Below are 24,228 nucleotides of genomic sequence, written 5' to 3'. Positions count from 1 at the left end.
TTAGCTCCCCTCCAGTAAGAGTTCAAGTTCATTCAGATCTATAGGGCTATCCACCGCCAGCCCGGAGTTCCCGGAGGCCGCAGATCCCGTTCCTGCTGTCTCCAGAATATGGGCAGTCAGCAGCCGTACCGTGTTGTAATTGAACAGATCATTAGAATGCAGTGCAAGGCCGAGCCGGTCGTTCAGCTTGTCTACCAATTCCAGCGTCAAGACTGAATTCACGCCCAGTTCCGAGAATGGAAGATCGGAGTTAACCTCTCCGGCCTCCAAATAAATGACCTCCTCCAGGGTGCGGTTCAGACATTGCTCCACCGAGTCTGCAGACGTGTCTACATATCCGATCGATTCTGCCGGAGTCACGGTTTGCGGAGTCTGTGAAGTTTGTGGCCGAAGGCTCCTGTTCTGCTCATCACAGGCCGGTTCCAATTCCCAATCCGGCTCCGCTTCAAGCGTGTAGCGATTGGACTCAGCGGCAGCTGCCGAGAAGCCATTGCCGATCCAATATCTCTTCTTGTCAAAAATATAATTCGGCAGCGGGATCACCCGTCCACCGCTGCGTTCATCATGCAGCAGCTTCCAGTCTATCTTCGCCTTCAGCAGCCAGAGCTGGGCAATCTGCGGCCATTGTCTGTTGCGAACCGCGCTGGCGATAAACTGATGCCCGGATTCGTTCTGGAACAGAATGGCAGCAATATCACGCTGCGGGTCCAGGCTGCCTGTGTAAACATCCGGCAAATTCGGTTCTCCGGCGGCAAAGCGGATTAATACTTCCCTAAGCTCCCCGATATCCCGGCTGACAATGGCCACTCTCTCGGCAAAAGCTTCCCGCCCAACCTGCAGCGTATAAGCGACATCCTCTAGGCGCAGTGTATATCCTTCTGTATCGGCGGCATCCATCTCCGCCGCACTAGCCGCAGCAGTCTCGGCGTAAGCCTGGGTATCAAATCCGATCCCGGCATTCCTCCGGTTAAGCTCAGCCGCTTCCAGATGATTCATCAGCTCACGCAGCGACCGGTTAGCCCCTAATGTGCTGTCGGCAGCATGTTCCTGAACCAGCTCATTGATGGCATCGGCCAGCCTAACCTGGTGTACAGCATCCGCGCACAGCTCAGTCAGAATTTCGTCGTAGTCGATCTGCCCGGGGTTCACGCCTAGCACTTCCGCGACAACGTCCAGACAGCGGTTCCGGACAGCCTGTAATCGGGCGGTTATTAGCTCACTTGTGTCCACAGCCCGTCCACCCGTCCGGTGGCGGGCGATAAATGCCGCGAGCTGCCGGGCCTGCGCCTGCAGCGCGTCCCTGCTCTTGGCGGACAGCACGATGAGCTGCTCCTCACCCTGCGCTGCAGGAGGTACGTCCGGCTCATATTGCTCAATCACAATATGGGCGTTGGTGCCTCCTGCCCCGAAGGAGCTGATGCCCGCCCTGAGCGGCTGAACCTTCAGCCCATCCGGCGTCTCCTCCATAAGCGGCTTCCACGGCTGGAGCGAACGCTGTACGTAGAACGGTGTCTTGGCAAAATCTATATTCTCGTTGAGCTGTTCCGCAAGAATTGAAGGCACCAGCTGCTTGTGCTTCATTTGCAGCAGCACCTTGGTCAAGGAGGCCATACCGGCTGCCGATTCGAGATGTCCAATATTGCTCTTGACCGAGCCAATGGCGCAAAACTGCGTTTTGGCGGTGAATTTCTTGAACGCTTTCGTTAACCCGGCCACCTCGATCGGGTCTCCCAGCGCGGTTCCGGTACCATGGGCCTCAATGTAACTGATCTGCTCGGGATGCACGCCAGACCTCCGCAGCGCCTCCTCAATCAGCTCGGACTGGGCATTCGGATTAGGCACAGTATAAGAACTAACCTTGCCGCCGTGATTGACCGCCGTTCCTTTGATTAAGCCATAGACTGAATCCCCGTCGCGGAGCGCCGCCTCCAGCGGTTTCAGCAGAACCGCGCCAACGCCTTCACCGGGAACATAGCCGTCCCCGCCCTGGCCGAAGGCCCGGCACTTGCCTTCCGTGGAGCCGAACCGCTGATCGGTCAGGAAGATATATTTTGCCGGATGCACTAGGGTGTTGACACTACCGGCCACCGCCATTTCACTCTCACCATGCCGGATGCTCTCGCAGGCCATATGGATAGCCACCAGCGCTGACGAGCACATCGTATCAATAGCCAGGCTCGGTCCCTTGAAGTTGAAATGATATGAAATCCGGTTGGCGATGGACGCAAACGAAGAACGGACATCCATGAGCCGGCCGTTATTGTATTGCTCGACACCTAGCAGCTGATAATGGGAATTCATAACGCCGATGAATACGCCAACCTTCTTGCCGGAGAGAGTATCCGCGGCAGCTCCCGCATCTTCCAGCGTATGGTAGGTGGTCTGGAGCATGAGCCGCTCCTGCGGGTCCATCAGCTCCGCTTCCCGCGGGGAGATATGGAAGAATCCGGCATCGAACTTCTCGACATCCTTCATGAACGCTCCCCACTTGGTGTACACTTTGCCCGGCTTGCCTTTCTCAGGATGGTAATCCTTGCGGTAATCCCAGCGCTCCGGCGGAATCTCCGTAACGCAGTCCTGCCCCCCGCTTAGCACATCCCAGAATTCCTCCAGCGTATCCGCCATCGGGTACTGTCCGCTTAAGCCGACAATCGCAATATCCCCGCTTACTGCTTCTGCTCCCTGATGCCGGGACATGGCGGGGGCAGCTTCCTCTTTTACAGCCGCTTCCTGTACAGTTCCCGTTTCTGCTGACACCGCTTCTGGCATCACTTGTTCCGCCGTTTCTTCCACTACTGCTTCTTGTTGCTCCGTTCCCCCGCTCTGACCGGGCTCCCCGGCGGACTGCTGAAAGAATTCCGCATGATTATCCATAAAGAATGCCGCCAGAAGGGCAATCGTGCTGTATTCAAAGAAAAGCGTGCTTGGTAAATCGGAGAAGTCCTTGCCCAGTATTCCATTCAGCTCCATGATCATGATGGAGTCGATGCCGTATTTGGAGAAGTCGGCTGAGGCTTCAAGCTGCGCTGCCGGAACCCCGGTCGCCTGCGACACGACTCCCTTCAAGTACTGCTGAACAGCTTCCTCCACCTTAACGGTGGAGACAAGACCGCTATGAAGCGGCTGCTGCTGGATTGGCGGAACCGGAAGCTTCTGTGGAGCTGTTGCCCCGCCCGTTACCGCTGCTGCCCGCTGCCGCTCATGAACACTCTGCGCGGAAGCATTCAGCACCCTCTCCTGCTGCGGCTTCTCTTCTGTAACTGCCGCAAGTACCCGGCTCAGCTGCTGCCGTTCTCCGCAGGCTACAATAATACGGGATTCACCCGTGCGGACCAACTGCTCCAGCAGTTCAAGACCGGCCTGTGTATCCAGCTGCTCCATCCCGGCCTGCTGGCGGTATTGTACGGCTTCCTCTCCGGACAACTGCATCGCGCCGTCATTCCACACCGGCCAGTTGATAGACAGCGAGGCACCTGACCGGATACCCTCCTTAACCTGCTCAGCCCGGAGCAGGGCAAAGCGATCCAGAAAGCTGTTCGCCGCCGCATAAGTGCCTCTGGCGAAATCTCCAATGATTGCGGAAACGGACGAGAAAAGCACGAAGAAATCCAGCTTCTCCAGCTGCGTAGCTTCATCCAGGTTGATCGCCCCCCGGATCTTGGGCAGCAGCACTTCTGCCATCTGTTCAGGACTGGCTTCCATCAGCGGCTGCTCACCGAGCACTCCGGCACAATGAATGACGCCGTGAATGGAATGAAAAGCCTCTTGGGCCTGCGCCACGATCTCTGCGGCAGTCTGCCGCTCCGCGATATCACCAGGCAAGTAAATAACCTGCCCGGGATAACTCTGCAGCCGCTCAAGTTCACGGCTTCTCGGTTCATCCAGTGCGGATCTTCCGGTCAGCACCACATTGGCTTCATAATTCCGCAGGGCAAATTCGGCCACGGCAAGTCCCAGCTTACCCATTCCGCCGGTAATCAGGTAGGTACCCTGTTTGCGGAAACCGCTGAACTCTGCTTCGGGTAATGACTCCAGCGGAAGGATCACACGGCTGGCTCTCGCTCCGCTTGTATAACTAATTTCCACAAATGACGCCTGCTTGCGGTACAGCAGCTCTTGCGCCGCGTAGAACGGAATTTCTTCTGCACGCTTGCAATACATCACGGACGGGATGAAGCTGCGGTTGGTGGCCTGAAGGGCCTTGGACAGCCCCCGCAGCATTCCCGCTCCCGGCTGGCTGCCGCTGTGGACTGCGCCAAGCAAGAAGCGGACCTGATCCTGGGAATAGAGCTGAGTAACCGCCTTGAACAGATACAGAACCGGATAAAAAGCGTTCAGGATCTCCGCCTGTTCCCCATCCCACTCATACAGAATAGCGTCAATCCTTATCCCCTTAGCCAGCAGCTCCGTGAGCAGCCTGCCATAATCCGCTTCCTGTTCAGGCCGGATGCTGTATTCCTTACTTCCTGCAGCTGCGCTGTAGTCCGCTCCCGGATTCACAATAATGACGTTGTCCGGCACCGTATGCTCCCGGGCGAATGCTTCTGCCAGCCGGTGAGCCTTCCCTTTGTCCCGGACCATATACAGCATATTCTTCACTTCGGCCTTGCTGATCCCTTCACTATGGCCGCCAAGCCCCCCGGCTTCCGGAAGCTGGGCTTCCTGCCAGCGCTCGGTGTACAGGTGAATACGGCGGCTTGCCGCACTAACCGCATTGGTTGGCTGAATGGCCCGGATCGTGAAGTCCCTGGCTTCCACCAGCACTTCCCCCTGCTCATTCAGAATATAGACATTGAACCGCTTCATCCCCGCTGCCTTGCCTGCGGTCTCGGGTACGATCTCCGCATATGAATAGCAGCTTGGCGTCAGCCTACCGTAGATGCGGACTTCACCGAGTGCGAACGGAATATGCAATCTTAGCTGCTTGTACGCTTCGGTTCCGCCGATCCAGGTCACTGCCCGCAGCGCAGCATCGACAAGGGACGGGTGCAGCATATATTGGCTAAATGCAGGCAGCAGGTCCGGAGGAAGGTCGAGCTTCTCCAGCGATTCTCCGCTTCCGCACAATGCTTCTGTTGTAGCCTGGAAGCTTGGCCCATATTGAAAACCGATGGAGCTGCCAAACACCTCGTTGTAGCAGAAATCCTTGGCAATTCTGACTCCGCCCCGGGCCTGAATAGCGTCAAGATTGAAGCTGCGCCGCTCCGCTTGCTGTGCAGTCCCGGTATAGAGCTTGCCCGTGCAATGAATAAGCCGGGTACTGTTCTCAGCAGTATACACCTGGAACTTCATATACCCTGATTCGGGAGTGAGCTGAATATAGGCATCCCGTGTATCGGCCACTTCCAGCCGGTTCACCCATAGCACATCTTTAATGGAATGCACCTGCGTCCTGGCCGCGAATTCGCCGGCCGCCCTGACCATCTCCAGATAAGCGACTCCCGGCAAAATCACCCGTTCATCCACAATATGCTCGCCAACATAGAAATCGCTCACCTTAAGTGTCTTCACGAATAGCAGCCGCTCCGGGCTGGACTTCGCCAGATCAATCATCGGATGGCTCTGAGCCGGAGCAGCCTGAGGGGCCGCCATCCAATACGAAGAACGGTTGAAGGCATAGCCGGGCAATGGCTGCTTCTTGAAGCTTCCGCCGGGATACAGCCTGCTCCAATCTAAATCTGCCCCAGCCAGCCATAGCTTCAGCAGAACCTCATGGAACCCGAAGACTCCGTCACTCTGAGGCGATAATGCTGCCGTTTCCTTATCCCCTGCACACAGCCGGATCACCTCAGACTGCAGGACGCTCTGCCCGGCACATTGCTCCTGAAGCTGTTCTCTCCAGCTTGCAGGCCCGGCAATTTCTGCCATATGCTGATTGGCTTCGTGCAGACAGGTGTAGGGGACATTTAAATTCAGTTGATCCTGCCGTTCATTGAGCTGATTCCGGACTGCTTCCAGCACTCCAGCTTCTTCCTCATCAGAGGAAGTTAACAGCCGGACGGCCATTTCCTTGGATATAACCTCATCCAGAACAAGCTGGACCCATTCACTCAGCCGCGCATCACTTAAAGTGATGCGTTCCGACAAATCCCATTTCTGATTCAGCTTCAGCAGCGAACCGTAGACGATCAACAGCAGAAGAACACGCTGCCGCTCCATTGCCTCGCCACCCTCACCGGCAGCTAACAACTGCTCCTGATGCAGCAGCGAGTCTGTGGACAGCTTCGCTGCCTGCAGCGCCGGGGATTGATCCCAATCCCGCAAATATTTCTTAAAGGTAAATTGCGTCCGGCTGAGTATTCTGGCTTTCTCCACATAATGCCTGAACGCCGCAGCGTCAGCACCGGTGATGCATACATTGCGCAAGCCGGCAATATACGCCGGGCCAATGTTAATACGGTGAATCTTCACTTGATGAACAGGGTCTATGAAGGTCAGCTCCGGTCTTTGCAGCACCGTTTCCGCAAGAGTAGCCCTGCCGGTCAGAATGTCATACGCCTGAACAGGCGTAATCATTCCGCTGACCGCCATTGCGAGCAGCGTCCCTTGCTGCTCACCGCTCACGGACTCAACCTCTACTCCCAGGCTGATCAGGACTTTAGCCAGCGTATAATTAATCAGGAAAGAGTAGGCGGCAAGCTTATCCTTGTTCCATTTGGCAATTGTAAGGCCACTCCGGATAGCAGCCGGCCCGCCGCGCAGCTCAGTTTCGGCAATAACCTCTTCAAGAACTTCGCGGATATACGGCTCTTCCATTACGCTCTTAATCTCCGTGTATCCTGTATAGATGACATTGGTGAAATGTACCGACCAGCGCTTGCGGCCCGGCTCCAGCCGCTCAACAGCGGAGGCAGCGGATTGCAGATACTCGGCTAGCTCCTGCCTGCTCCGGATGACAGCGCCGATTCTGTATTCCCGGCAATGGCGTCTGCCTGCAAGCAGCGTTTTGCATAACTCTCCGATGGATACGTCCGCTATCTCCGGCGAATTCAGATGAGACTTCCAGACGGCTATACTCTCGTTCAAACTGTCGCTATTCAGGGCAGAGAGAGTGAAGAGCTGCGCACCCGGTACGGATTTGTTACTGGCTCTGGCCGGTTTCGGTTGCTCGTAGGCCTCAAGAATCACATGGGCATTGACTCCGCCGAAGCCAAAGCCGCTTACGCCCGCCCGCAACGGTGTATCTTCATTGACCGGCACCCAATCCGTGTTGGCCGTGGCTACCTTAAACGGGGTATGCTCCCAGTCCAGCAGCGGATTCAGACCGGTAAGGTTGAGCAGCTTGGGAATAGTCTTATGCTTCATCATCAGCAGTACCCGGATGATCCCGGCAACGCCAGAGGCACTTGCTAAATGGCCGATATTGGTCTTGACCGAGCCAATGGTGCAGAACTGTTCCTGATCGGTGTACTGCCTGAACACCTGGGTCAGCGCTTCGACTTCAATCGGATCGCCAAGAGCGGTTCCGGTGCCATGCGCCTCAATATAATTGACGGTCGAAGCATCTACCCGGGCTTGCCGCAAAGCAGCTTCAACCAATTCCTTCTGCGCTTTCATGCTCGGTGCAGCGATGGTCTGTGAAGCGCCGCAGTGGTTCACTGCCGTTCCCCGGATAATGCCGTAGACATGGTTGCCGTCCCGCACCGCATCCTCCAGCTTCTGCAGCAGCAGGACGCCAACGCCCTCTCCCTGCACAAATCCGTCCGCATTCTCGTCAAAAGCCTTGCATTGTCCGTCCCGGCTCATCATATTCGACTTGGAGAAGGTCACGTACCGCCAAGGATGATAGGCCAGGCACACGCCTGCCGCTATGGCATACTTCGCTTCTCCGGCCTGGAGATTCTGTCTTGCTTTGTGAACAGCAACCAGTGAGGAGGAGCAAGCGGTATCCAGAGAGAGGCTCTCTCCGGTCAGGCCCAAAGTATGCGAGATGCGGTTCGCCGCAATACATTCGAAGTTGCCGAGCCCCGCATAATGATCGACCTTATCACCACCGGTCAATGCAATCAGACCGTAGTCATTGCCGGTAACCCCGACATACACAGAAGTCCGTTCCTTCTGGAGTTCGGCCAGCGGAATCCCTGAATCCTCAAGACAATGCCATGTTTCTTCCAGCAGAATCCGCTGCTGGGGGTCCATGCTCGCCACCTCTCTGGGTGACAAGTTAAAGAAGGTATTGTCGAACTTGTCGATGCCGGATAAAGAAGCACAGTATTTCACAAACTGCTCATTGTCCCAGCCGAGGTCGGCCTCGTTCTTCAGTCCGTATCTTCCGTTCTGCCAGCGGTCATAACTGATAGGCTTGACGGAATTCACATGATTGATCATGTTGTTCCAGTAGCTGCTGTAATTCTCTGCCTCTGGGAATCTGCACCCGATGCCGACAATCGCCACATCCTGCCCGGCTGCAGCCCTCCGCGGCTTAAGCTTGCTTGCCGAAGCCTTAGAGCTCATATACCGTCTCCTTTTCTCTGGCGACCCGTTGTTCCCTCATCCCTCTAAGCAGAGAAAGAATGCTGTCCTCCTGATACTGCTTCTTGATATACTTCTCCATCGTGCTCTTCCAGACATCGAATTCAAAGCCAAGAGCCTGCAGCAGCGCGCCCAGCATGACGAAATTCTCATTCCGCACATTTCCCGTTTCCTTCGCAATGGCAGTTCCTTCGACATAAGTGACATGCTTGTACCGGCTGAAGTTGTCCTCGTACTTTCCTTTGTATGTATCTTCATTCAGCTCTGCCAGATTGACGAGCATCCGCCCCTCCTGTTTCAGGAAGCTTCCCCAGCGCAGCGCTTCGATCTGATCGAAGCCGACAATATAGTCCGCTGTGCCCATTTCAATCAGGGGAGAGTAGATTTTGTCGCCAAAACGAACCTGTGCATGCACGCTTCCGCCTCTTTGCGACATACCGTGCACCTCGGAGACCTTCACGTCATACCCGAGCGCAACCAGTCCCTGGGATAACACATTGGTTACAGTAATGACACCTTTTCCGCCCACACCGGCTAAAATAATGCTTGTAGCTGCTGTCATAGGTCGCTTAAGCCTCCTTAATGCTGTCATAGGGACAAACCTGCTGGCAGATGCTGCAGCCCTTGCAGTCCAGCGGATCAATCATGATTTGGCGGTCCACAATTTTGATAGCCGAGCAGCCTAGCATAGTGCATTTTTTGCAATTCACACAGGTAACATTGTCAATGATGTATTTTTTTGTGGGTTCCGCTTTGCTTTTGAGAAGTTCACAAGGATGTCTGGAGATGATTACGAACGGTTCAGTGCTGTGCTTGGCTGTGTCCACACACTGCTGCGTTTCTTGGAGGTTGGTGGGGTCTAGTATTCTGAGGTTGTCCGGTTTAATGCCTAGCGCGAGCACGATATCTTCAATCCGTATGACTTCCGACGTGCTGCCCTGCAGTGTGCGCCCGGTGCCCGGGTTCTCCTGATTGCCGGTCATAGATGTGGAGCGATTGTCCAGGATACAGATGACAATCGGGGTCTTGTTGTAAACTGCGTTCAGCAGTCCGGTCATACCTGAGTGAAAAAAGGTGGAGTCACCGATGAAGGCGAATACCTTCTTGCCCATCGGTTTGAAATCCTGAGTCCGCTGCATGCCCGTTGCCATAGAGATGGAAGCGCCCATGCAGAGCACGGTGTCGAGCGCCTTGATCGGCTCGGTGCCGCCCAGCGTATAACAGCCGATATCTCCGGCGGCAATAATGTCCCTGTGCTGCTTGACTGCGCTGTACAGTCCGAGATAACCGCAGCCTGCACACAGCCTTGGCGGCCTTGGCGGTACTTGGACACCCTCGTAGCAGTCGAATTCTTCACGGGTGATCGCTTTTCTGATAATTTCCGGGTTCAGCTCGCCGCAGACGGGAATGATCTCCTTACCGGTACAGGCAATGCCCATCGCTTTAAGTGAGGTTTCGATGAAGGGCTCGCCCTCCTCGACGACATAGATTGTTTTGGCCCATGCAGCGAATTCTTTGGCCTTCTCGTCCGGAAAAGGATAACTCATACCCAGCTTCAGCACGGATACCGTATCTCCGAACACTTCCTTAACATATTGATAGGATATTCCGCTCGTCACTATGCCGATCTCCGGGGAGCTGTACTCTATTACATTAAGAGGGGAGGAATTGGAGTACGCCTGAATATCCAGGAGATTCGCTTCGATTTCCAGATGCCGCTTTCTGGAGATGGCCGGAAGGAGCAGTCTGTCCAGCTTGTTTTTCTTATAATTCTTGAATTTCTCCTCCACCGCCAGGTCTTCCTGGAAGTGAACAATCCCCTTCGAATGGGACACCCGGGTTGTGGTCCTGAACAGGACAGGCGTATTGAAGCGCTCGCTGATCTCATAGGCTTCGACAATCATATCCTTGCATTCCTGGGAGCTGGTCGGCTCGAGCAGCGGCATCTTGGCATGACTGGCATAAATGCGGTTGTCCTGTTCGTTCTGCGAGGAATGGATCCCCGGATCATCAGCCGAAACAATGACCAGACCGGCATTTACACCTTCATAGGTCATATTGAACAGCGGGTCTGCCGCCACATTCACCCCTACGTGCTTCATGGTGGTCAGGCTGCGGATACCGGCGATACAGGCGCCTGCTGCTACTTCCAGCGCTACCTTTTCGTTAGGTGCCCACTCGGCATATACGCCCTCATAGACACTGATGCTCTCGACTATTTCCGTACTCGGTGTTCCGGGATAGGATGAAATGATTTTACAATTTGCTTCATAAGCGCCTCTGGCAATTGCCTCATTACCCATCATTAGAGCTTTCATCGGATCGTCCTCTCGTTCATCTCATTTAACAGAACCACGCGGCTGAATTTCTCCCAAATCACAGATTACATATTTAACATTTATAGGCTCTTACTACTTATATATAGGCTATAATCAATATTATAGTGTTACTATTAACTTTGTTACTTTTTTTTAATAAATTCTAGCCTTTCAGTTCCTTAATCTGCTAATTTTCACAAAATTGAAATAATTAAAAAGCCTGCAACCTTTTATTGCAGACTTTTCAAATAAAAACGTATATTTATCTTTTATAGTATTTATTGTCGATTCCCCTCAAAAGGCCAAATGGACCAGACCGTCCTTCATAGATACCGGATTGTGGGTACAGAGAAGCATTCCAAATCCGTTTGCAGTGCCATTGTGCTTTAGGTCCTTCAACAGGATTCATTTATCTTTCAGTGTGTTAATTAAAGCCAGTATGCGGTTAATCTTCGTCTCTTCCTTTTTGGCAAGCTCGATGTAATGGATCTGCTCCCGCTTAAGATAATCTGGCTGATCCAGGAATGGATTAAGCATATCGTGATCTTCAAGGTTTCTGGTGATGTAGTCCGGCACCACAATATTACGGCTCTCCTCATCTTTTGTAAGAATGACATGGAGTTTGTCACCGGGCTTTTTAAGTACGGCTCTTCGGATGAATTCATTATATACAAAATAATGCCCGTTTTTTGACGGCAGCAGCGTATGTTCGAACCGGTGTCCGTCAACGGTAATTTGAACCGGCACTTTACCGTTCGTATCGAATATTTCCTTCACTGCATATGGGAAATACACTACTTTCCATTTCATTTTGCCTTCCAGCATCTTGATCTCGCTATCAAATTCATACTCCATCTTAAGCATCACTCCTCATTATAAAGAAGCTTCAATATCCACTCTCTTCTCACACTTCGGCATTGTGTCTATATTCTTGATCCTTATAAAAGAAACCTTCCCATTCCCGGCAGTGCTATTGGCAAATTTGTGAATCCCCAGACAAAAGGCTACTGCTCCTCAATGTGGAAGTAGTAGCCTTGCGTTTCAGTGATAAATACCGGGCTCCTGCTGCGATTCACCGGAAAGGGGCTGAACCGGCAATGCTGCATGATTTTCTCTGAATTTATGCTTATAGTCTTCGAAGTCCCATGTCTCCAGGAATTTATCTGCCGCAGCGTGACCGGATGAGAGCAAGAAATGCTTATCTTCTTCCGTCAATTCGAATTTTGTCGTCGTTACTTTTCCAGTAGGAATAAATATTGTGCGCTCTTCCGCATGTTTGTCTACATGTCTTTGATCATGAGCCTGCAGCATGGTTTTGAACATCCCTTTGAGTAACGAGACCGGACCATTGATCTCTATCGATTGGGCATAGGTTCGCCTTTCCGACAGTCTGAATCCGAAGGTTGGCCACCGCGGGACTCCATCTACGTCAAACAGCCAGATCGGATAATTGCTAAGCATTCCTCCGTCCAGCATATAATAGGGTTTCTTCTGCAGGGGCGTATGCCAGACATAGGGTTGAAAAAAGAAAGGCAGCGTGGTGCTCATCCGTACTGCTGCGGCTATGGGGAATTCGGACGCCTTCAAACCATAGTGAGGCAAATCATTAGGGAAAACTGCAATCCGCCCATTGCTTATATTCGAGACTATAATCGAAAGCTTGCCTTCGGGAATATCTCCAAACGTTACAACTTTCTTACGCTTCAACCAATCCGTCATTACCTGTTCTAAAATGTGGTTGCTGTAAATGCCTGACTTCATCATTAACGGAAGCGCCTTGTTCAAGATCGGCAGGCTGTTCATTCTGGTACGCCCGAGCAGCTTCATATAGTCCAGCGAGCTCATCAGCTCTCTGATTTCAGCACTATTGTAACCGCAGGCCAACAAAGCTGCAATGATCGCGCCGGCTGAAGTCCCCGCAAGCTTGTTCCAGGTATATCCTCTGGATTCCATCACTTCAATGGCTCCTACAAAAGCAATTCCCTTTACGCCGCCGCCTTCAAAGACTGCATCTGCCTCCACCTGAGTACCCCTCCTGTTACTTGTAAAAGATGTATCTGTAAGTATGTGTTGGATACTCTGATTTATTCACTTGTAAAACAACAAAAAGCGGATGCACCAGGACCATGAAACCAGTCTTGGACAGCCGCTTGTTGGGGAGACAGATCAAAAGATCCACATGATCACAAAAATGAAAAAGGCAATGACAGCTATGGCAATAACCAGATCGGATATTTGCCTCCATAAGCCTGGAGGGCCTTCGGTGTGATACTTCTGCGCATTCACGTCATGGTTGGCTTTATGCCCGCCGGGATCAGTCGAATTCGCATGTGGTCCCGGATTAAAGAAGTCAGCCATGAAATCACCTCCCTTTCCATGATTATACACCATTTAATCTCACTTTTGATTCATTTGTCCTGAAACAGCACTTATTGTTAAAAAGCGATTTGCACCGATCCGTCCTCGTAAATATCGACCCGCTGGGTGCATAGGAGCATGCCGAGTCCGGAAGCGGTGCCTTTGGTCTTCAAATCCTGCTGTCTGCGCTCCCACAGCTCGCGGTCGTGGATGATGTCATACAAGTAATAGCTCTCAGCGTTAGCCGCTTCCATCTCCTCCACAAAAATGAACCCGCCAGGGAACATGCTGCGGAACCACTGGGCCGCTTCCAGGTGAGAATGGAATGCCGGAAGCTCCTGCTCAAACCGCTCTGACAAATAACGCTGCTTCAGCCGGCCGATCGTTACATAATATTCTTCAAGATTGTACGGAGTTATCACCGGTAAGCCCCCCATCTCCATAAATATTTGAAATTTCGCATAAAAATATCATAATTTTAGAGGGTTGAATATGACATTCTGCATGATACGGGATGAAGTCCGTTCAACCGGACCCGCTGAACTACGTATGAACTGTTCCTAATTCAGGAGTGAAGTGTTCATTCTTCTGCTCAGCGGGTAGTAGAATATGATAGGTCTAGTTACCGTAATCGATGCTATAAGGGCAGAAAGGAGCCGCTCCCATGGACAATACGGATATTATCGCAATTCTGGCTTTGGTTCTTGTGTTACTGCTTATGTTAAGTGTGTTCCGTCTGAAAAAGCGCGTAACAGAGCTGGAGTCTCAGTTGGCGCAGAGGGACGCTTATGGGGGACCTGCAGGAGCTGGAGGCAGGATAGCCGGCATACCGACCCCGCTGTTCGTGCAGAACCCGGAGATTGCTCCTGATCTGGAGCGGAGACTGCATCTGCTGCTCGCGGAGGGCAAGAAGATTCAGGCGATTAAGGTAATGCGGGAAGCACGGAATTTATCCCTGAAGGATGCCAAGGACTTCATCGACAATCTGGAACAGGGCGGTACCTTCCGCTGACCTGCCCCTGCACGGAACCAAAAACGACCCCGTCCTCCACTTTAAAGTGGAAGCTGAGGCCGTTTTTTATGATGCCGGCTTGCCTGTAACCCGGCTGGGGTTATACGTCCTTTTTAACAAAAATCCGCAAAGAGAGCAGATAAGAGCCGTAGATAATAATCAGATAGGCCAGAACACCAATAACGGGCAGAAGCGTGCTGTCCAGCCTGCCGGTCTGGAACCATTCTGCAAGTGCCGGAAACCGTTCAGATAAACTTTTGAATGCCGTGACGTTCAGCATGATTAACATGATGAATACGAAATTGACTACTTGCATGCCCTTTTGTCCCAGCCAGTAATACAGCGGCAGATAGAAGGAAGCAAGCAGCGGAAAAGACGCGGCCGCAAGGCCCAGCTCTCTCCAGCGGAGCGGAGCGTCTATCTTCCCCATCGCAAATGCAAACAGATAGAGCAGCAGTGTGCAGAGGATGCTGAAGGCCAAGAAAGGAATGAGCGTTAAATATTTGGCCTGAATCAGACGCTGCCTCGGTACCGGAAGACTGACAAGAAATTTCTGATTGTTATGCTGCATATCAATAGTGCAGGCATTGATCAGCAGCAGCATGGCCGGAAACAGCGAGAACATAGTGTAGGCATCCGCATTCGTATATCCCATGAGTATATAATACGGCACCAGCAGCAGAATGAATTTCCGGGTAAGGATGAAGTCTTTGCGGATCAGATGCAGGGAGCTATACATGCGCTTCACTTCCTTTTACCGTAAAATACATGATTTCTTCCAGAGTAGGCGTCTCGCAGATAGCCGTATCCTTGAAATACCGTTCGCCCTCCGCACGGTTGCTGATAAGACCCTCGAACCCCAGCCCGTTCTCGCGGATACCGACGAACCATCGCCGTACATCACGGTCGAGCAGCTCCTTCCCGCCTTTGACCAGGAGGTAACGCTCGCTGATACTCTCCTTCATCTCATTGAAAACAATCCGCCCCTCGTTGATGAATACAATATAGTCGGCAATCCGGTCCAGATCCATCGTGTTATGGGTGGAGAACAGAATCGATTTCTTCTCGTCCTGAATATGCTCACTGAGCAGCTCCAGCATCTCTCTGCGGAAAATCGGATCAAGCCCCGAGGTAGGCTCATCCATAATAAGTAGATCGGCACCATGGGATAAGGCGATGGCGAGCGAGAATTTGATTTTCATCCCCTTGGACAGATCCTTAATCTTCTTGCCGGGCGGAAGCTTGAACAGCTCCTGAAACTTCACATATGTATCTTCATTCCAGCGGGTGTAGAACGGCGCGATAACTCTCTTCATCTGCTTGACGGTGAGATTCTCATAATAGATATTCTCATCCGAGACGTACCCAATCCGCTCCTTGACCGCTGCTTGATATAGCTGGTTATTCTGACCCAACATCGTGATATTGCCTTGATCCGGGTAGATCATACCCATCATCATTTTGATCAGCGAGGTTTTGCCTGCACCGTTCGGGCCGATCAGGCCTGTAATAAACCCCTCCTTGATGGACAATGAGATATCCCTCAGCTCAAACCGGTCGTAGCTTTTGGTTAAATGGTCTAACCGGATTACATCGCTCATTCCTGTTCCTCCTCATAGAGCAGTTTCAGCATCTCAGCCAGTTCGGCATACTCCATGCCCAGCAGTCTGCTCTCATCAATGATTTCTTTCAGCTTGCCCTCTACAATCCGCAGCCGCTGCTCCCGGATATATTCCTGATCTGCCCCGGAGACAAAAGAGCCCTTGCCGACAATAGAGTTAATCAGCCCTTCACGCTCCAGCTCCTCGTAAGCCCGCTTCGTGGTAATGACACTGATCTGCAGTTCCTTGGCCAATAAGCGGATCGATGGCAACGGCGTACCGGAGACCAGCTCCCCTTGCAGAATCATCTGGCGGACTTGTCCCACAATCTGGGCGTAGATCGGTTCACCGGATGTACTTGATATTAAAATATTCATGCAGCAGCACCAGCGTCCTTTGTGGTATTTGTATTTAATGTATATATATAATATATACACTATGTTCAGTGGTGTCAATCCTCTAAATTAGCACTGTCTGGTTACAGCTGCGGCGCATATTAGGACTCCTGCTCTCTCGCAGGTATTGATCTAATCACTTATGGGAAGTGGTGATGCTATATAGAGGCGGAAGCCGAATGCTTACACAGAGGGGAAGTTCATATGTCTAGAAAAACCGCCGTCTACCCGCTCATCTGCGGGCTGCTGACGGCTGCCGTTATGCTGCTCATGCAGCCTAAATATTCGTATAATGATCCGGATACGTTCTGGCATCTGGAGGTTGGACGCTACATGCTTGAGCACGGGAAGGTGCTGCATCATGCGATACATACCTTTTATGGAGACAAGCTGCCGTATATCCCCCATGAAGCCGGGTTTCAGCTGCTGATTACACCGCTGTACCAGTGGTTCGGCTGGCCGGGGATCTATCTGCTGACCGCCCTTTGCCTGCTTGGCTTACTGTTGGGGCTTATACGTCTTGGAGAAGTATCACGTAAAGAGCTGGGTCTCCGGGAGAATCATGTTCTGCTCCTGCCCTTTGTCCTGCTGATATCCTGCTGGATCTACTATAACTACTTCAAGGGAAGACCGCAGATGGTCTCCTCTCCGCTGATTGTCTGGTTCTTCATCTGCATGCGTGAGTATCAGCTGAAGCCCGGGGCCAGGTATGCGGCAGCAATGATGATCCTCTCCTGTGCCGTTGCCAATGTCCATACCGGAGTATGGCTGGTGATTGCCGTGTTTACCGGTATGGCCGTGCTGGAATCACTGATTGCACGCAATCTCAGCTGGAAGCGGGCTGCCGTCTTCCTGCTGGTCCTGCTGGCCGGTCTGCCGAATCCGGGAGGACTTCAAGGGCTGCTGTTCATCTTCACCGTCACACACAATAACTACAATCTGCTCATTAATGAATGGCAGCCTCTCTCCTTCAGCCGGCCGGACCAGCTGCCGATTCTGCTTTTGCTGCTCTTTTTCGCGGTCACCCTGCCCTTCTCCCTGCAGCGGAAGCCGTTCCGCTTCTTCCTGATGACCGGCATTCTCTATCTCGGAGTATCAAATTTCAAGCAGAATCTGTTCATGTGGCTGTTCATTCCTTATTTCGCGGCAGTTTTCTTCGAAGCGGTTCCGCTTCCGGGCAAGCTCAGGCTGCGGACAAGCGGAAGAGCGGTTGCCCTTGGACTTATCACCGGGTTGCTGATCAACACTGTATATATCTTCACGGTCCCGCCAGTGGTGACTGCTGCAGATTACCCTGTCTTAGAGATGAGCTATGTACTGGAGCATACACCGGCAGGCAGGCGGCCTAAGGTGCTGTCCAGCTATGGGTCTTCAGGTTATGTGATGTTCCGCGGCGGGGATGTGCTCTGTGATGGGCGCCAGGACCCTTTTATCACCAAGGCTTCGATTGGGATCATGGGCTGGAATGCCTTCGAACGCTCCATGTACGGCTTCTCCGAATACTTGCCTGATATCGTGAAATATGACAGCCCGGATTATGTGATTGTGCGAAACAGCAGCTCCGGGAGGCTGTATCAGGACTGGGTGAAAGCACTCGGCACTCCTGTCTACAAAGGAAGCTACGGGAGTGTATTTGTTCCCGATAACGTGAAGCAGCCCAAGGAAGATCGGCGGTTACAGAGCACAGCACACTATACCGGATCAGCCGGTTAAACCCGCAGCCCGCAGGAAATGGCTGACAATCTCACTTTGCAGCCGCACCCTTAAGGAGAAATCGAGACTCCAGCAGGTTTCCACTGTAACGGCTCTCGCTCCGAGCAGACGCTGCATAGCCATCCGTGAAGTCCCGGCGCGCTCGCGGCGGCGGATATTGAAGCGGTAAGCTTTATTGGGAACCGACAAGTTCATCTTCTTCACAATTTGCTTCGCCACACCTGCCGCCCGGCTAGCCGGGCTGATAATCAGCGTCTGCCCTACGCGCCGCGGATTAAGCTGTGACAGCCCGTTCGCTTCATGCAGATCCAAATACCAGGATGGACGATAACGTGCGGCGAGTTGGAACACCGCTGCTGACAGCGGATGTCTAGCCTTAGTGCCTCTACCCACCGGGAAGGTACGGTTCAAATCAGGTTTGCCGCGGATTCCCTTACGCCGTGCGGATACATTCACTAGCGGGACAATAATCAGCTTCCCTCTGCGCAGAACCCAATCTCCGCGCTTGAACCGGCTTACGATCCCCTGTGCCGCACGGGTACTCGCCGGTTCATTGCCATGGACGCCGGAGATGATCATAAATACAGGACCGGGAGCTACGCTGTTCACGACATAATAAGGTGTGGCATAGGGAGTTCCTGCTGCCAGTATATGCTTCTCGACAGACACCGCGTTTCACCTCCGTTTAGGTATGCAGAAGTACATTCGCTTTATTCTGTAATGTATGCGGATTCCCAATGGTGGATTGGACACATAGACAGGCGCGGCAAAAAGCCGGGTATAGTCTAGATGGACCTTACCCGGCTTCTGTGTTCATAACGGTTATTCAATGAAATACAACCTGGTTTTTTCCGCTGGATTTCGCCTCATAGAGCGCCTTCTCCGACCCGGCAATGAACTCTGAAGTACGTTCCGTTGTAAGAGGGACTTTCAGCAGACCGCCAATACTTACGGTGACCACACCTTCTTCTTCATAACGGTCGCGGGGAATTTGCAGATCATAGACACCCTTGCGCACAGCTTCGGCCAGCTGCTCCGCCTCTCCGGCGGTTGCCCCGGACAAGGTCAGGATAAAGGCTGCTCCGCTGAAGCGGGCGACGAAAGCGCCGTGCTGCTTGCTGATGATGTTCAGTACATCCGCCACCGATTGAATACACAGATCTCCGCCTTTTAATCCGTGGACTGCATTATAGGAATGGAAATCATCGATGTCGATAGACAGTAAAAGAAGCGGCTCCTGGGCGCGCAGACATTCCTTCCATGTCTTAGCAAGCTCGTTCTCGAACGCCAGCCGGTTCGGCAGATCCGTTAAGGAATCCGTTGTCAGGTAACTCTGCAATTGGGTAGTTACAGTGGTGTAGGCTTCACCCTTCGCATCAGCGTTAGACCCCTTACTCAGAACAGCCATAATGGAAGGTTTGCCGCCGTGGATTACGGAGGCCAGTGTCAGGTTCATGTCCAGCGTCAGTCCATCCGCATTCTGAAACTGTCCGCTGCCGGTTACGAACTGGCTTTTGTTCAGGCTGAGCTCCGAGAAATACTGACGCAATGCAGGACGGTATGATTCGTGCACATATTTCAGGAATGGCTGACCCGTTAGGGACTTGCCCTTCTCTATAGCCATCAGGTCCAGCGCACGGTTATTGCTATAGACGATAAGATCATCGGTAATCATAAAGAAAGCTACCGGTGACAGCTCCATCAGCTGCAGATAACGTTGTTCATTATGACGCAGACTTCGTGCATTCTGCAGTGCCTGTTCCTCGGCCTGACGCAGCTGATTCTCCGTCTGGCCGCGCAGGATTGATTTCAGCTGAGGCAGAATGTTGAGATGCTGCTCCTTCCAGGGAAGTGAAGTAGACTGAACGACCTGGCGCCATTTCTCAAAAGATTTCCGGGGAGACAGACGAATCCCGTCATTCTCCTGAATGACAGCCTTGGCCGGATCTCCTGCCCAGTCCACAATCTCTACAACTTCTGGTCTGAACCAGATCATATAGTTCTGCTGTCCGGGAGTCAGAGCCAGATACAGCACGCCGGAGGCTTTGTCCTTGTAAGCTTTGGCTGATTCATATTCCAGACTGAGCCCCGAAGTACAGTAGGTGTAGTCCCTGGCTTTACCGGCCAGCCAGCCCGCAAGCTCCCGTACCTGATCCTGGGAAGGCGTAACCCCGTACAGCATCAGCTTGTCCTGGTAACATACCGCTGCTCCTGAAGCATCCATTAGCGCAAGCAGCGTCTGCTCTTCCTCTCCCAGCTGCTCAATCACCCGGAAGGAGCTTGAATTCCCTGTGAATACATCGACAATCCGCGTCGCCTTGGTCCGCAGCTGCAGCTCTGTCTGATACGTATCCAGCTGCTGGCGCTGGTACAGCTCACTGGAGAAGAAGGAACCCAGGAAATTGCACAGATTGCGGATGCGATGCGGTACATACTTTGGCGAATGGTGATGGCAGGTGATCAGTCCCCAGAGCCTGTTATTATGAATTAACGAGATGGTGGTAGTCGCTCCAACCCCCATATTCTGCAAATATTCGATATGCAGCGGGGAGACACTGCGCAGGATCGACAGGCTGAGGTTCAGCGGCTTGCCGGTTAGGGGCTGAAGCACCGGGATAATCGGTACGGGCGTATAGTGCACATCCACGATGGTCCGCAGCCAGTTGCGCAAGTACAGCTCACGCGCCTGCTTGGGGATATCAGATGCCGGGTAGTGATGCCCGAGGAACGGTTCCAGACCTTCTTCCTTCGCTTCCGCTACAACTTTCCCGTTCCACTCCTCATCGAATTCGTAGATCATCACACGGTCATAACCGAGCATTTCTTTGACCTGTTCAGCCGCCGCCTGACTGGCTTCAATCCGGCCTGCAGTCTGCTTCATACGGCCGAAGAACGTGCGGATCCATTCAAAATCATTGGCTCCTGCACCCTCCTCTTCGGAGGCAGGCTCCAGCTCGACAATCATCAGCCCTTCACTTTCGTGAATAATGCTGAAGAAATCGGTCATCTGTCCTTCAACTTCAATCTTCAGGACAATATATTGTAAATCTGCGGTTTCCTTGGCGTTCACACTGCGCTCCAGTAAGGCCTGAAGCTGACTATCGCCTACCAGCTCAGCCATAGAAGTTCCAAGCAGCGTCTCTGCAGGAATTCCCAGCAGTACATCTGTGTTCCGGCTGGCCTGGACAATAAGATTGTCCTTGCCTTGCGTCACTGCCAGCAGCACGCCATGCGGCTGAATAAGCCCGGGAATATGGATCGGCTCCTTGTCGCAGTTCGTGAGGTCCAGCGATTCATTCATTTCCAGACCGGCTTCGTTCAGCAATGTGCGGTTGAGCGGATCATTCTCGTTATGGGCTTTAAAGTCTGACATGGTGCAACGCCTCCAATGAAGTAAAAGATTTCTATGCATACATTATGCGTAGTTTCATATTATCTTATTTTCAGCAGCGTTAACAAATCGCGCGTACGTTAGGAGAAATTTCTATCTGGGAGGGCCGGGTTATTTCCGGCACAGATGTATACAAAAATCCCGCCAGTTCAGAGCTGGCAGGAGAATACAATCAACGGAGCTTCTTCGCTATGCCTGGAATGGAATAATTATGTATAATATTTATGGATAGAGGAAAGTCTTAGGAGGTTGAATCATATGGAAGAAGTACGGATACAGAAGCAGGACCGCTCCGTGAGCTTCAGAGTTGCAACAGAGGCTGGGGAATTTATCGTCTTTGATATGTCACTTTCCAGCCCTACCCGTAACCGCACCCTTTACAGCGGAAAAGAGTTCAGTCTGGCTTGGGCAGCTGCAGAAGCGGTTCTGGGTGAAATCGCAGTCCCTGATGAACTCTTGAAATTTGCAACAACAGCCTGATGCCCCAGAGTTGACCCCTTAACAGGGGTCTTTATTATTCATATACGAGGTGACCGTAAATGAGAAAATACAAACGTTCAGGCAGAGACATTGTTTCTTTCCTGCTGGGATTTGCGTCAGTGCTGATCATTGCCTTCTTCGTTATCCGGTATGTTCTTCAGAATGTTTCGTTTGGGCCTTAGGGGGTGGCTGTGGATGTCGAGTCACTAATTAGCTTTGAAATGTTGTACGTAATACAACTCGGACTCATATATATGTGGGAATTCGTAAGGTTTGTTGTATGAAATACAACAATTTCCAAGCACAACAGCATGAATACGGGGAAATCCTGCATTTTGTACAACATTTTTCGTTTAAGCTCAATATTGAGAGAAGAATGTTGTATTTCGTGCAGGATTTTTGGGATTTACCCTCCAGCGAAAGTAAAGATTCTCATTCACGCAAAAAGGAGCATTGGGGGAATTCTATAGTTAGCTAAATGGGGTGTATTCAAGTTAAACACTCACACATTATTCCTAATTACTAACCCAATTCAATGAGTTTTGTGAAACACAATGAAATCATCTAAAGGATAGATAGTGATTTATTTTGTGATTTTTGTGGAGCACTCAACAAATGGAATATACGTTATATTTTCGGCACTCTACCCGTCAACCTAAGCACCTCCAGCTTCCGCTGCAGCTCCAGCTACCATTCGTGGTCGTGCGTTGCCCCGGCCAGCACAGACTGGTTCTGTATCATTAAACAGTCCCAGCAATACCTGGCGTTCTCCCGCAGGCAATATTGCAGCTCTTTGGCCTCTTCGAGCGTTAGAGGTCCGGCCATATTAATATGAAAGATCTCTGCCAAGCGTAAATGTACTGGCAACATATGAATCACTCTTCTGTATCATCATCCTAATACATCATATGCAAGTGTATCAGAAAGATGATACGTGTATGAGGATATTGATACATTTATTTATGTGATGTATACTTTTGGAAAAAGGAGGCTTGTCCGTGATTAAGAATAACGTCAAGGACATCATGGACCGGCAGAATAAGGGGATTCGAGGCACTGCGAGGGAGACGGGGTTAGCAATCAACACGGTATCGGGGCTATATCACAATACGTCCAAACGCGTGGACTTTGAGACGCTGGAGAAGCTCTGCAAACACCTGAAGGTTAGCACTGGAGAACTCATTGAGTACATAGAAGAATAAATTTAAATGAGGGATGTGGTTTTATGAAATGGAAATACGGTCTTTTTGGAATGGATAAATATGACCTGGGTGGCGGAATGAATGATATGCTTTTGTCCTTCAACACTTATTCTGAGGCTGAGTCCTATCTCAATAGCGAGAAAAGTTTAAAATACGATTATTGGGAACTTGTCGATTTCAGTACTTTGGATAGGCACGATATCGACAGTGAAAACCCTTTGTTATCCATTCAACAGACTATTAATAAGATTGAGGAGTAAGTTTTCTCCTCTCGAAATGAAATCCTCCGTCAGAAATATCCTGGCGGGGGGATTTTTTATGTAATGACCCGGATCACATCATCGATCTTGATCCAGCTAAAGTCCTCTTCCATTTGGAACTTGGTTCGCCTCAGCTGTCGCTCTACTTTCACCACAACGCCCCGCACCTTCAAATCCTTGTAAGGGTCAAACGGTACGATTGTGATCTGTTCCTGCTCTAGCAATGCATACCCGAGCGCCTGATCAATTAGCTCCCATTCATCAGGGTCGATCACGGGCCTGCTGCGTCGTCCCTGCTCCTGCATTTCCTCCCTCAGCTGCTGCACGTGCTCTGGCAGCATAAACCGACTGCCTTCCCACACACTCTCCAGTTTCCTTGCCATGGTGTCTCCCCCTAGTACTCGGTCCAGTAATCTATATTCCCTGTCAATGGTGCTTGCTGTGACTTGTGTGGGCCTGCAGCAGCATGATCTTTAAACGGGACGTCCCTTTCCCATGCCTCGATCACAACGGCCGTCTCAACCGGCTGCTTATCGTCCCACTGAATGAAGTACTGTTCGACCAACTGCAACAAGCCCGCCTTGATTGCTGCCGGTCTGCGGCCACTCAACCGTTTCAGCTCATCCAAGGAAGGCATTCGGTGAACGTGTCCGTTAAATTGGAACATGATCCGCAACAGCTTTCGCGCCGTATCATCCAGCATGACGATTCTCCGCTACTGGTCTCCAGGACAAAATGCTAGCAATCAGAAATACCCGAGGCGCGCCAGTGGTAAGACAGGTGGCCCTGATACGGCCAGCGCGGATACCGAGGATTTCAATCTTCCGCTGAGTGATTTTACCCGCTTTGTCCTGGTATATCATTTCGATCGTTTGGCCGATGCTCATTTTCATGTGATCGCCTCCAGAATAGGAACGTTTGTTTGCATTATATGCGAACATTAGTTCTTTTTGCAATGGAAATAATGTGCTTGTGATTCGTTGAATAAAAGAATTTCACAAGGTCAAAATAATACTCGAGTAAAAA

General features: G+C 51.6%; 22 protein-coding genes. 7 read left to right on the top strand and 15 right to left on the bottom strand.

Going from position 1 to position 24,228, the window contains the following annotated elements; translation table 11 throughout:
* The 7 genes from NYE33_RS22055 to NYE33_RS22025 all read right to left on the bottom strand — a co-directional run bounded on the left by NYE33_RS22055 (window position 1) and on the right by NYE33_RS22025 (window position 13,570).
* Window positions 1-8,454, bottom strand: coding sequence for an SDR family NAD(P)-dependent oxidoreductase (locus tag NYE33_RS22055; protein ID WP_341067540.1), 8,454 nt, complete (start codon window positions 8,452-8,454; stop codon window positions 1-3).
* Window positions 8,444-9,034 (bottom strand): indolepyruvate oxidoreductase subunit beta, encoded by a 591-nt coding sequence (locus NYE33_RS22050; RefSeq protein WP_042137642.1) that lies wholly within the window; start codon window positions 9,032-9,034, stop codon window positions 8,444-8,446. Before NYE33_RS22050 ends, NYE33_RS22055 begins: the two co-directional genes overlap by 11 nt.
* Window positions 9,035-9,041: 7 nt before the next feature.
* The gene (gene iorA / locus NYE33_RS22045; RefSeq protein ID WP_341067538.1) at window positions 9,042-10,790 is read right to left on the bottom strand and encodes an indolepyruvate ferredoxin oxidoreductase subunit alpha; all 1,749 of its coding nucleotides are present in this window, start codon (window positions 10,788-10,790) and stop codon (window positions 9,042-9,044) included.
* Window positions 10,791-11,195: 405 nt separating this feature from the next.
* The gene (locus NYE33_RS22040) at window positions 11,196-11,645 is read right to left on the bottom strand and encodes a YdeI/OmpD-associated family protein (protein WP_076243092.1); all 450 of its coding nucleotides are present in this window, start codon (window positions 11,643-11,645) and stop codon (window positions 11,196-11,198) included.
* A 186-nt stretch (window positions 11,646-11,831) separates the two neighbouring features.
* Window positions 11,832-12,812, bottom strand: a complete 981-nt coding sequence (locus tag NYE33_RS22035) for a patatin-like phospholipase family protein (protein ID WP_341067536.1) — start codon at window positions 12,810-12,812, stop codon at window positions 11,832-11,834.
* A 144-nt stretch (window positions 12,813-12,956) separates the two neighbouring features.
* The gene (locus tag NYE33_RS22030) at window positions 12,957-13,148 is read right to left on the bottom strand and encodes a hypothetical protein (RefSeq protein WP_039291913.1); all 192 of its coding nucleotides are present in this window, start codon (window positions 13,146-13,148) and stop codon (window positions 12,957-12,959) included.
* 77 nt (window positions 13,149-13,225) lie between these two features.
* Entirely contained in the window at window positions 13,226-13,570 is a 345-nt protein-coding gene (locus NYE33_RS22025; RefSeq protein ID WP_042137649.1) for a hypothetical protein, read from the bottom strand.
* 242 nt (window positions 13,571-13,812) lie between these two features.
* Between NYE33_RS22025 and NYE33_RS22020 the strand changes: the two genes are divergently transcribed.
* Window positions 13,813-14,160: a ribosomal protein L7/L12 gene (locus NYE33_RS22020; RefSeq protein ID WP_336103345.1), complete on the top strand. Its 348-nt coding sequence runs from the start codon at window positions 13,813-13,815 to the stop codon at window positions 14,158-14,160.
* A 100-nt stretch (window positions 14,161-14,260) separates the two neighbouring features.
* Here the strand turns inward: NYE33_RS22020 and NYE33_RS22015 are convergent, their stop codons facing one another.
* From NYE33_RS22015 to NYE33_RS22005, 3 genes are read right to left on the bottom strand one after another with little or no spacing between them, the layout of a single operon-like run.
* On the bottom strand, window positions 14,261-14,899 hold the full coding sequence (locus NYE33_RS22015; RefSeq protein WP_042137653.1) for an ABC-2 transporter permease: 639 nt from the start codon (window positions 14,897-14,899) through the stop codon (window positions 14,261-14,263).
* The gene (locus NYE33_RS22010) at window positions 14,892-15,761 is read right to left on the bottom strand and encodes an ABC transporter ATP-binding protein (protein WP_341067533.1); all 870 of its coding nucleotides are present in this window, start codon (window positions 15,759-15,761) and stop codon (window positions 14,892-14,894) included. Before NYE33_RS22010 ends, NYE33_RS22015 begins: the two co-directional genes overlap by 8 nt.
* Complete coding sequence (locus NYE33_RS22005) at window positions 15,758-16,138, bottom strand: GntR family transcriptional regulator (protein ID WP_042137658.1); 381 nt, start codon at window positions 16,136-16,138, stop codon at window positions 15,758-15,760. The genes NYE33_RS22010 and NYE33_RS22005 overlap by 4 nt, the downstream gene beginning before the upstream one ends.
* Before the next feature lie 222 nt (window positions 16,139-16,360).
* Between NYE33_RS22005 and NYE33_RS22000 the strand changes: the two genes are divergently transcribed.
* Window positions 16,361-17,869 carry a hypothetical protein gene (locus tag NYE33_RS22000; RefSeq protein WP_341067530.1) on the top strand — a complete coding sequence of 503 codons (1,509 nt, stop codon included), beginning with the start codon at window positions 16,361-16,363 and terminating at the stop codon, window positions 17,867-17,869.
* On the opposite strand, the gene NYE33_RS21995 is transcribed toward NYE33_RS22000, so the two are convergent.
* Window positions 17,858-18,538, bottom strand: a complete 681-nt coding sequence (locus NYE33_RS21995; RefSeq protein WP_341067527.1) for a succinylglutamate desuccinylase/aspartoacylase family protein — start codon at window positions 18,536-18,538, stop codon at window positions 17,858-17,860. The genes NYE33_RS22000 and NYE33_RS21995 overlap by 12 nt on opposite strands.
* 157 nt (window positions 18,539-18,695) lie before the next feature.
* Window positions 18,696-21,242: a diguanylate cyclase domain-containing protein gene (locus NYE33_RS21990; protein WP_341067524.1), complete on the bottom strand. Its 2,547-nt coding sequence runs from the start codon at window positions 21,240-21,242 to the stop codon at window positions 18,696-18,698.
* Window positions 21,243-21,518: 276 nt separating this feature from the next.
* On the opposite strand from NYE33_RS21990, the gene NYE33_RS21985 reads away from it, so the two are divergent.
* Together NYE33_RS21985 and NYE33_RS21980 are read left to right on the top strand one after the other, a co-directional pair.
* Window positions 21,519-21,740, top strand: coding sequence for a hypothetical protein (locus NYE33_RS21985; protein ID WP_336103745.1), 222 nt, complete (start codon window positions 21,519-21,521; stop codon window positions 21,738-21,740).
* Between the two features lie 59 nt (window positions 21,741-21,799).
* Window positions 21,800-21,922, top strand: a complete 123-nt coding sequence (locus NYE33_RS21980; protein WP_268794596.1) for a hypothetical protein — start codon at window positions 21,800-21,802, stop codon at window positions 21,920-21,922.
* A 505-nt stretch (window positions 21,923-22,427) separates the two neighbouring features.
* Here NYE33_RS21980 and NYE33_RS21975 read toward each other — a convergent pair.
* Window positions 22,428-22,610 carry a DUF7667 family protein gene (locus NYE33_RS21975; RefSeq protein WP_341067521.1) on the bottom strand — a complete coding sequence of 61 codons (183 nt, stop codon included), beginning with the start codon at window positions 22,608-22,610 and terminating at the stop codon, window positions 22,428-22,430.
* Window positions 22,611-22,738: 128 nt separating this feature from the next.
* On the opposite strand from NYE33_RS21975, the gene NYE33_RS21970 reads away from it, so the two are divergent.
* Window positions 22,739-22,942, top strand: coding sequence for a helix-turn-helix domain-containing protein (locus NYE33_RS21970; RefSeq protein WP_340986932.1), 204 nt, complete (start codon window positions 22,739-22,741; stop codon window positions 22,940-22,942).
* Window positions 22,943-22,965: 23 nt separating this feature from the next.
* A complete protein-coding gene (locus NYE33_RS21965) occupies window positions 22,966-23,202 on the top strand; it encodes a hypothetical protein (protein WP_341067519.1) in 237 nt (78 codons plus the stop codon).
* A gap of 56 nt (window positions 23,203-23,258) precedes the next feature.
* Here NYE33_RS21965 and NYE33_RS21960 read toward each other — a convergent pair whose 3' ends face one another.
* Together NYE33_RS21960 and NYE33_RS21955 are read right to left on the bottom strand one after the other, a co-directional pair.
* Window positions 23,259-23,585 carry a YolD-like family protein gene (locus tag NYE33_RS21960; RefSeq protein WP_341067516.1) on the bottom strand — a complete coding sequence of 109 codons (327 nt, stop codon included), beginning with the start codon at window positions 23,583-23,585 and terminating at the stop codon, window positions 23,259-23,261.
* Between the two features lie 11 nt (window positions 23,586-23,596).
* On the bottom strand, window positions 23,597-23,905 hold the full coding sequence (locus NYE33_RS21955; protein ID WP_341067514.1) for a hypothetical protein: 309 nt from the start codon (window positions 23,903-23,905) through the stop codon (window positions 23,597-23,599).
* Here NYE33_RS21955 and NYE33_RS21950 point away from each other — a divergent pair.
* Window positions 23,904-24,146: a hypothetical protein gene (locus NYE33_RS21950; RefSeq protein WP_341067512.1), complete on the top strand. Its 243-nt coding sequence runs from the start codon at window positions 23,904-23,906 to the stop codon at window positions 24,144-24,146. The two genes, NYE33_RS21955 and NYE33_RS21950, sit on opposite strands and share 2 nt — an antisense overlap.
* Window positions 24,147-24,228: the final 82 nt, after the last annotated feature.

Source organism: Paenibacillus sp. FSL R10-2199 (assembly GCF_038000235.1).
In the GTDB taxonomy this organism is placed as follows: Bacteria; Bacillota; Bacilli; order Paenibacillales; family Paenibacillaceae; genus Paenibacillus_AQ; species Paenibacillus_AQ phytohabitans.
The sequence above is the reverse complement of the archived record's forward strand: the minus strand, read 5'-3'. Positions and strand labels throughout refer to the sequence as shown.

Bases quoted from the DNA above. Each gene is read 5' to 3' on its own strand.
- NYE33_RS22055 (WP_341067540.1), bottom strand. From the start codon at position 8,454: ATGAGCTCTAAGGCTTCGGCAAGCAAGCTTAAGCCGCGGAGGGCTGCA.
- NYE33_RS22050 (WP_042137642.1), bottom strand. From the start codon at position 9,034: ATGACAGCAGCTACAAGCATTATTTTAGCCGGTGTGGGCGGAAAAGGT.
- iorA (WP_341067538.1), bottom strand. From the start codon at position 10,790: ATGAAAGCTCTAATGATGGGTAATGAGGCAATTGCCAGAGGCGCTTAT.
- NYE33_RS22040 (WP_076243092.1), bottom strand. From the start codon at position 11,645: ATGGAGTATGAATTTGATAGCGAGATCAAGATGCTGGAAGGCAAAATG.
- NYE33_RS22030 (WP_039291913.1), bottom strand. From the start codon at position 13,148: ATGGCTGACTTCTTTAATCCGGGACCACATGCGAATTCGACTGATCCC.
- NYE33_RS22020 (WP_336103345.1), top strand. From the start codon at position 13,813: ATGGACAATACGGATATTATCGCAATTCTGGCTTTGGTTCTTGTGTTA.
- NYE33_RS22015 (WP_042137653.1), bottom strand. From the start codon at position 14,899: ATGTATAGCTCCCTGCATCTGATCCGCAAAGACTTCATCCTTACCCGG.
- NYE33_RS22010 (WP_341067533.1), bottom strand. From the start codon at position 15,761: ATGAGCGATGTAATCCGGTTAGACCATTTAACCAAAAGCTACGACCGG.
- NYE33_RS22005 (WP_042137658.1), bottom strand. From the start codon at position 16,138: ATGAATATTTTAATATCAAGTACATCCGGTGAACCGATCTACGCCCAG.
- NYE33_RS22000 (WP_341067530.1), top strand. From the start codon at position 16,361: ATGTCTAGAAAAACCGCCGTCTACCCGCTCATCTGCGGGCTGCTGACG.
- NYE33_RS21990 (WP_341067524.1), bottom strand. From the start codon at position 21,242: ATGTCAGACTTTAAAGCCCATAACGAGAATGATCCGCTCAACCGCACA.
- NYE33_RS21985 (WP_336103745.1), top strand. From the start codon at position 21,519: ATGGAAGAAGTACGGATACAGAAGCAGGACCGCTCCGTGAGCTTCAGA.
- NYE33_RS21980 (WP_268794596.1), top strand. From the start codon at position 21,800: ATGAGAAAATACAAACGTTCAGGCAGAGACATTGTTTCTTTCCTGCTG.
- NYE33_RS21975 (WP_341067521.1), bottom strand. From the start codon at position 22,610: ATGTTGCCAGTACATTTACGCTTGGCAGAGATCTTTCATATTAATATG.
- NYE33_RS21965 (WP_341067519.1), top strand. From the start codon at position 22,966: ATGAAATGGAAATACGGTCTTTTTGGAATGGATAAATATGACCTGGGT.
- NYE33_RS21960 (WP_341067516.1), bottom strand. From the start codon at position 23,585: ATGGCAAGGAAACTGGAGAGTGTGTGGGAAGGCAGTCGGTTTATGCTG.
- NYE33_RS21950 (WP_341067512.1), top strand. From the start codon at position 23,904: ATGACGATTCTCCGCTACTGGTCTCCAGGACAAAATGCTAGCAATCAG.
- NYE33_RS21955 (WP_341067514.1), bottom strand. From the start codon at position 23,905: ATGCTGGATGATACGGCGCGAAAGCTGTTGCGGATCATGTTCCAATTT.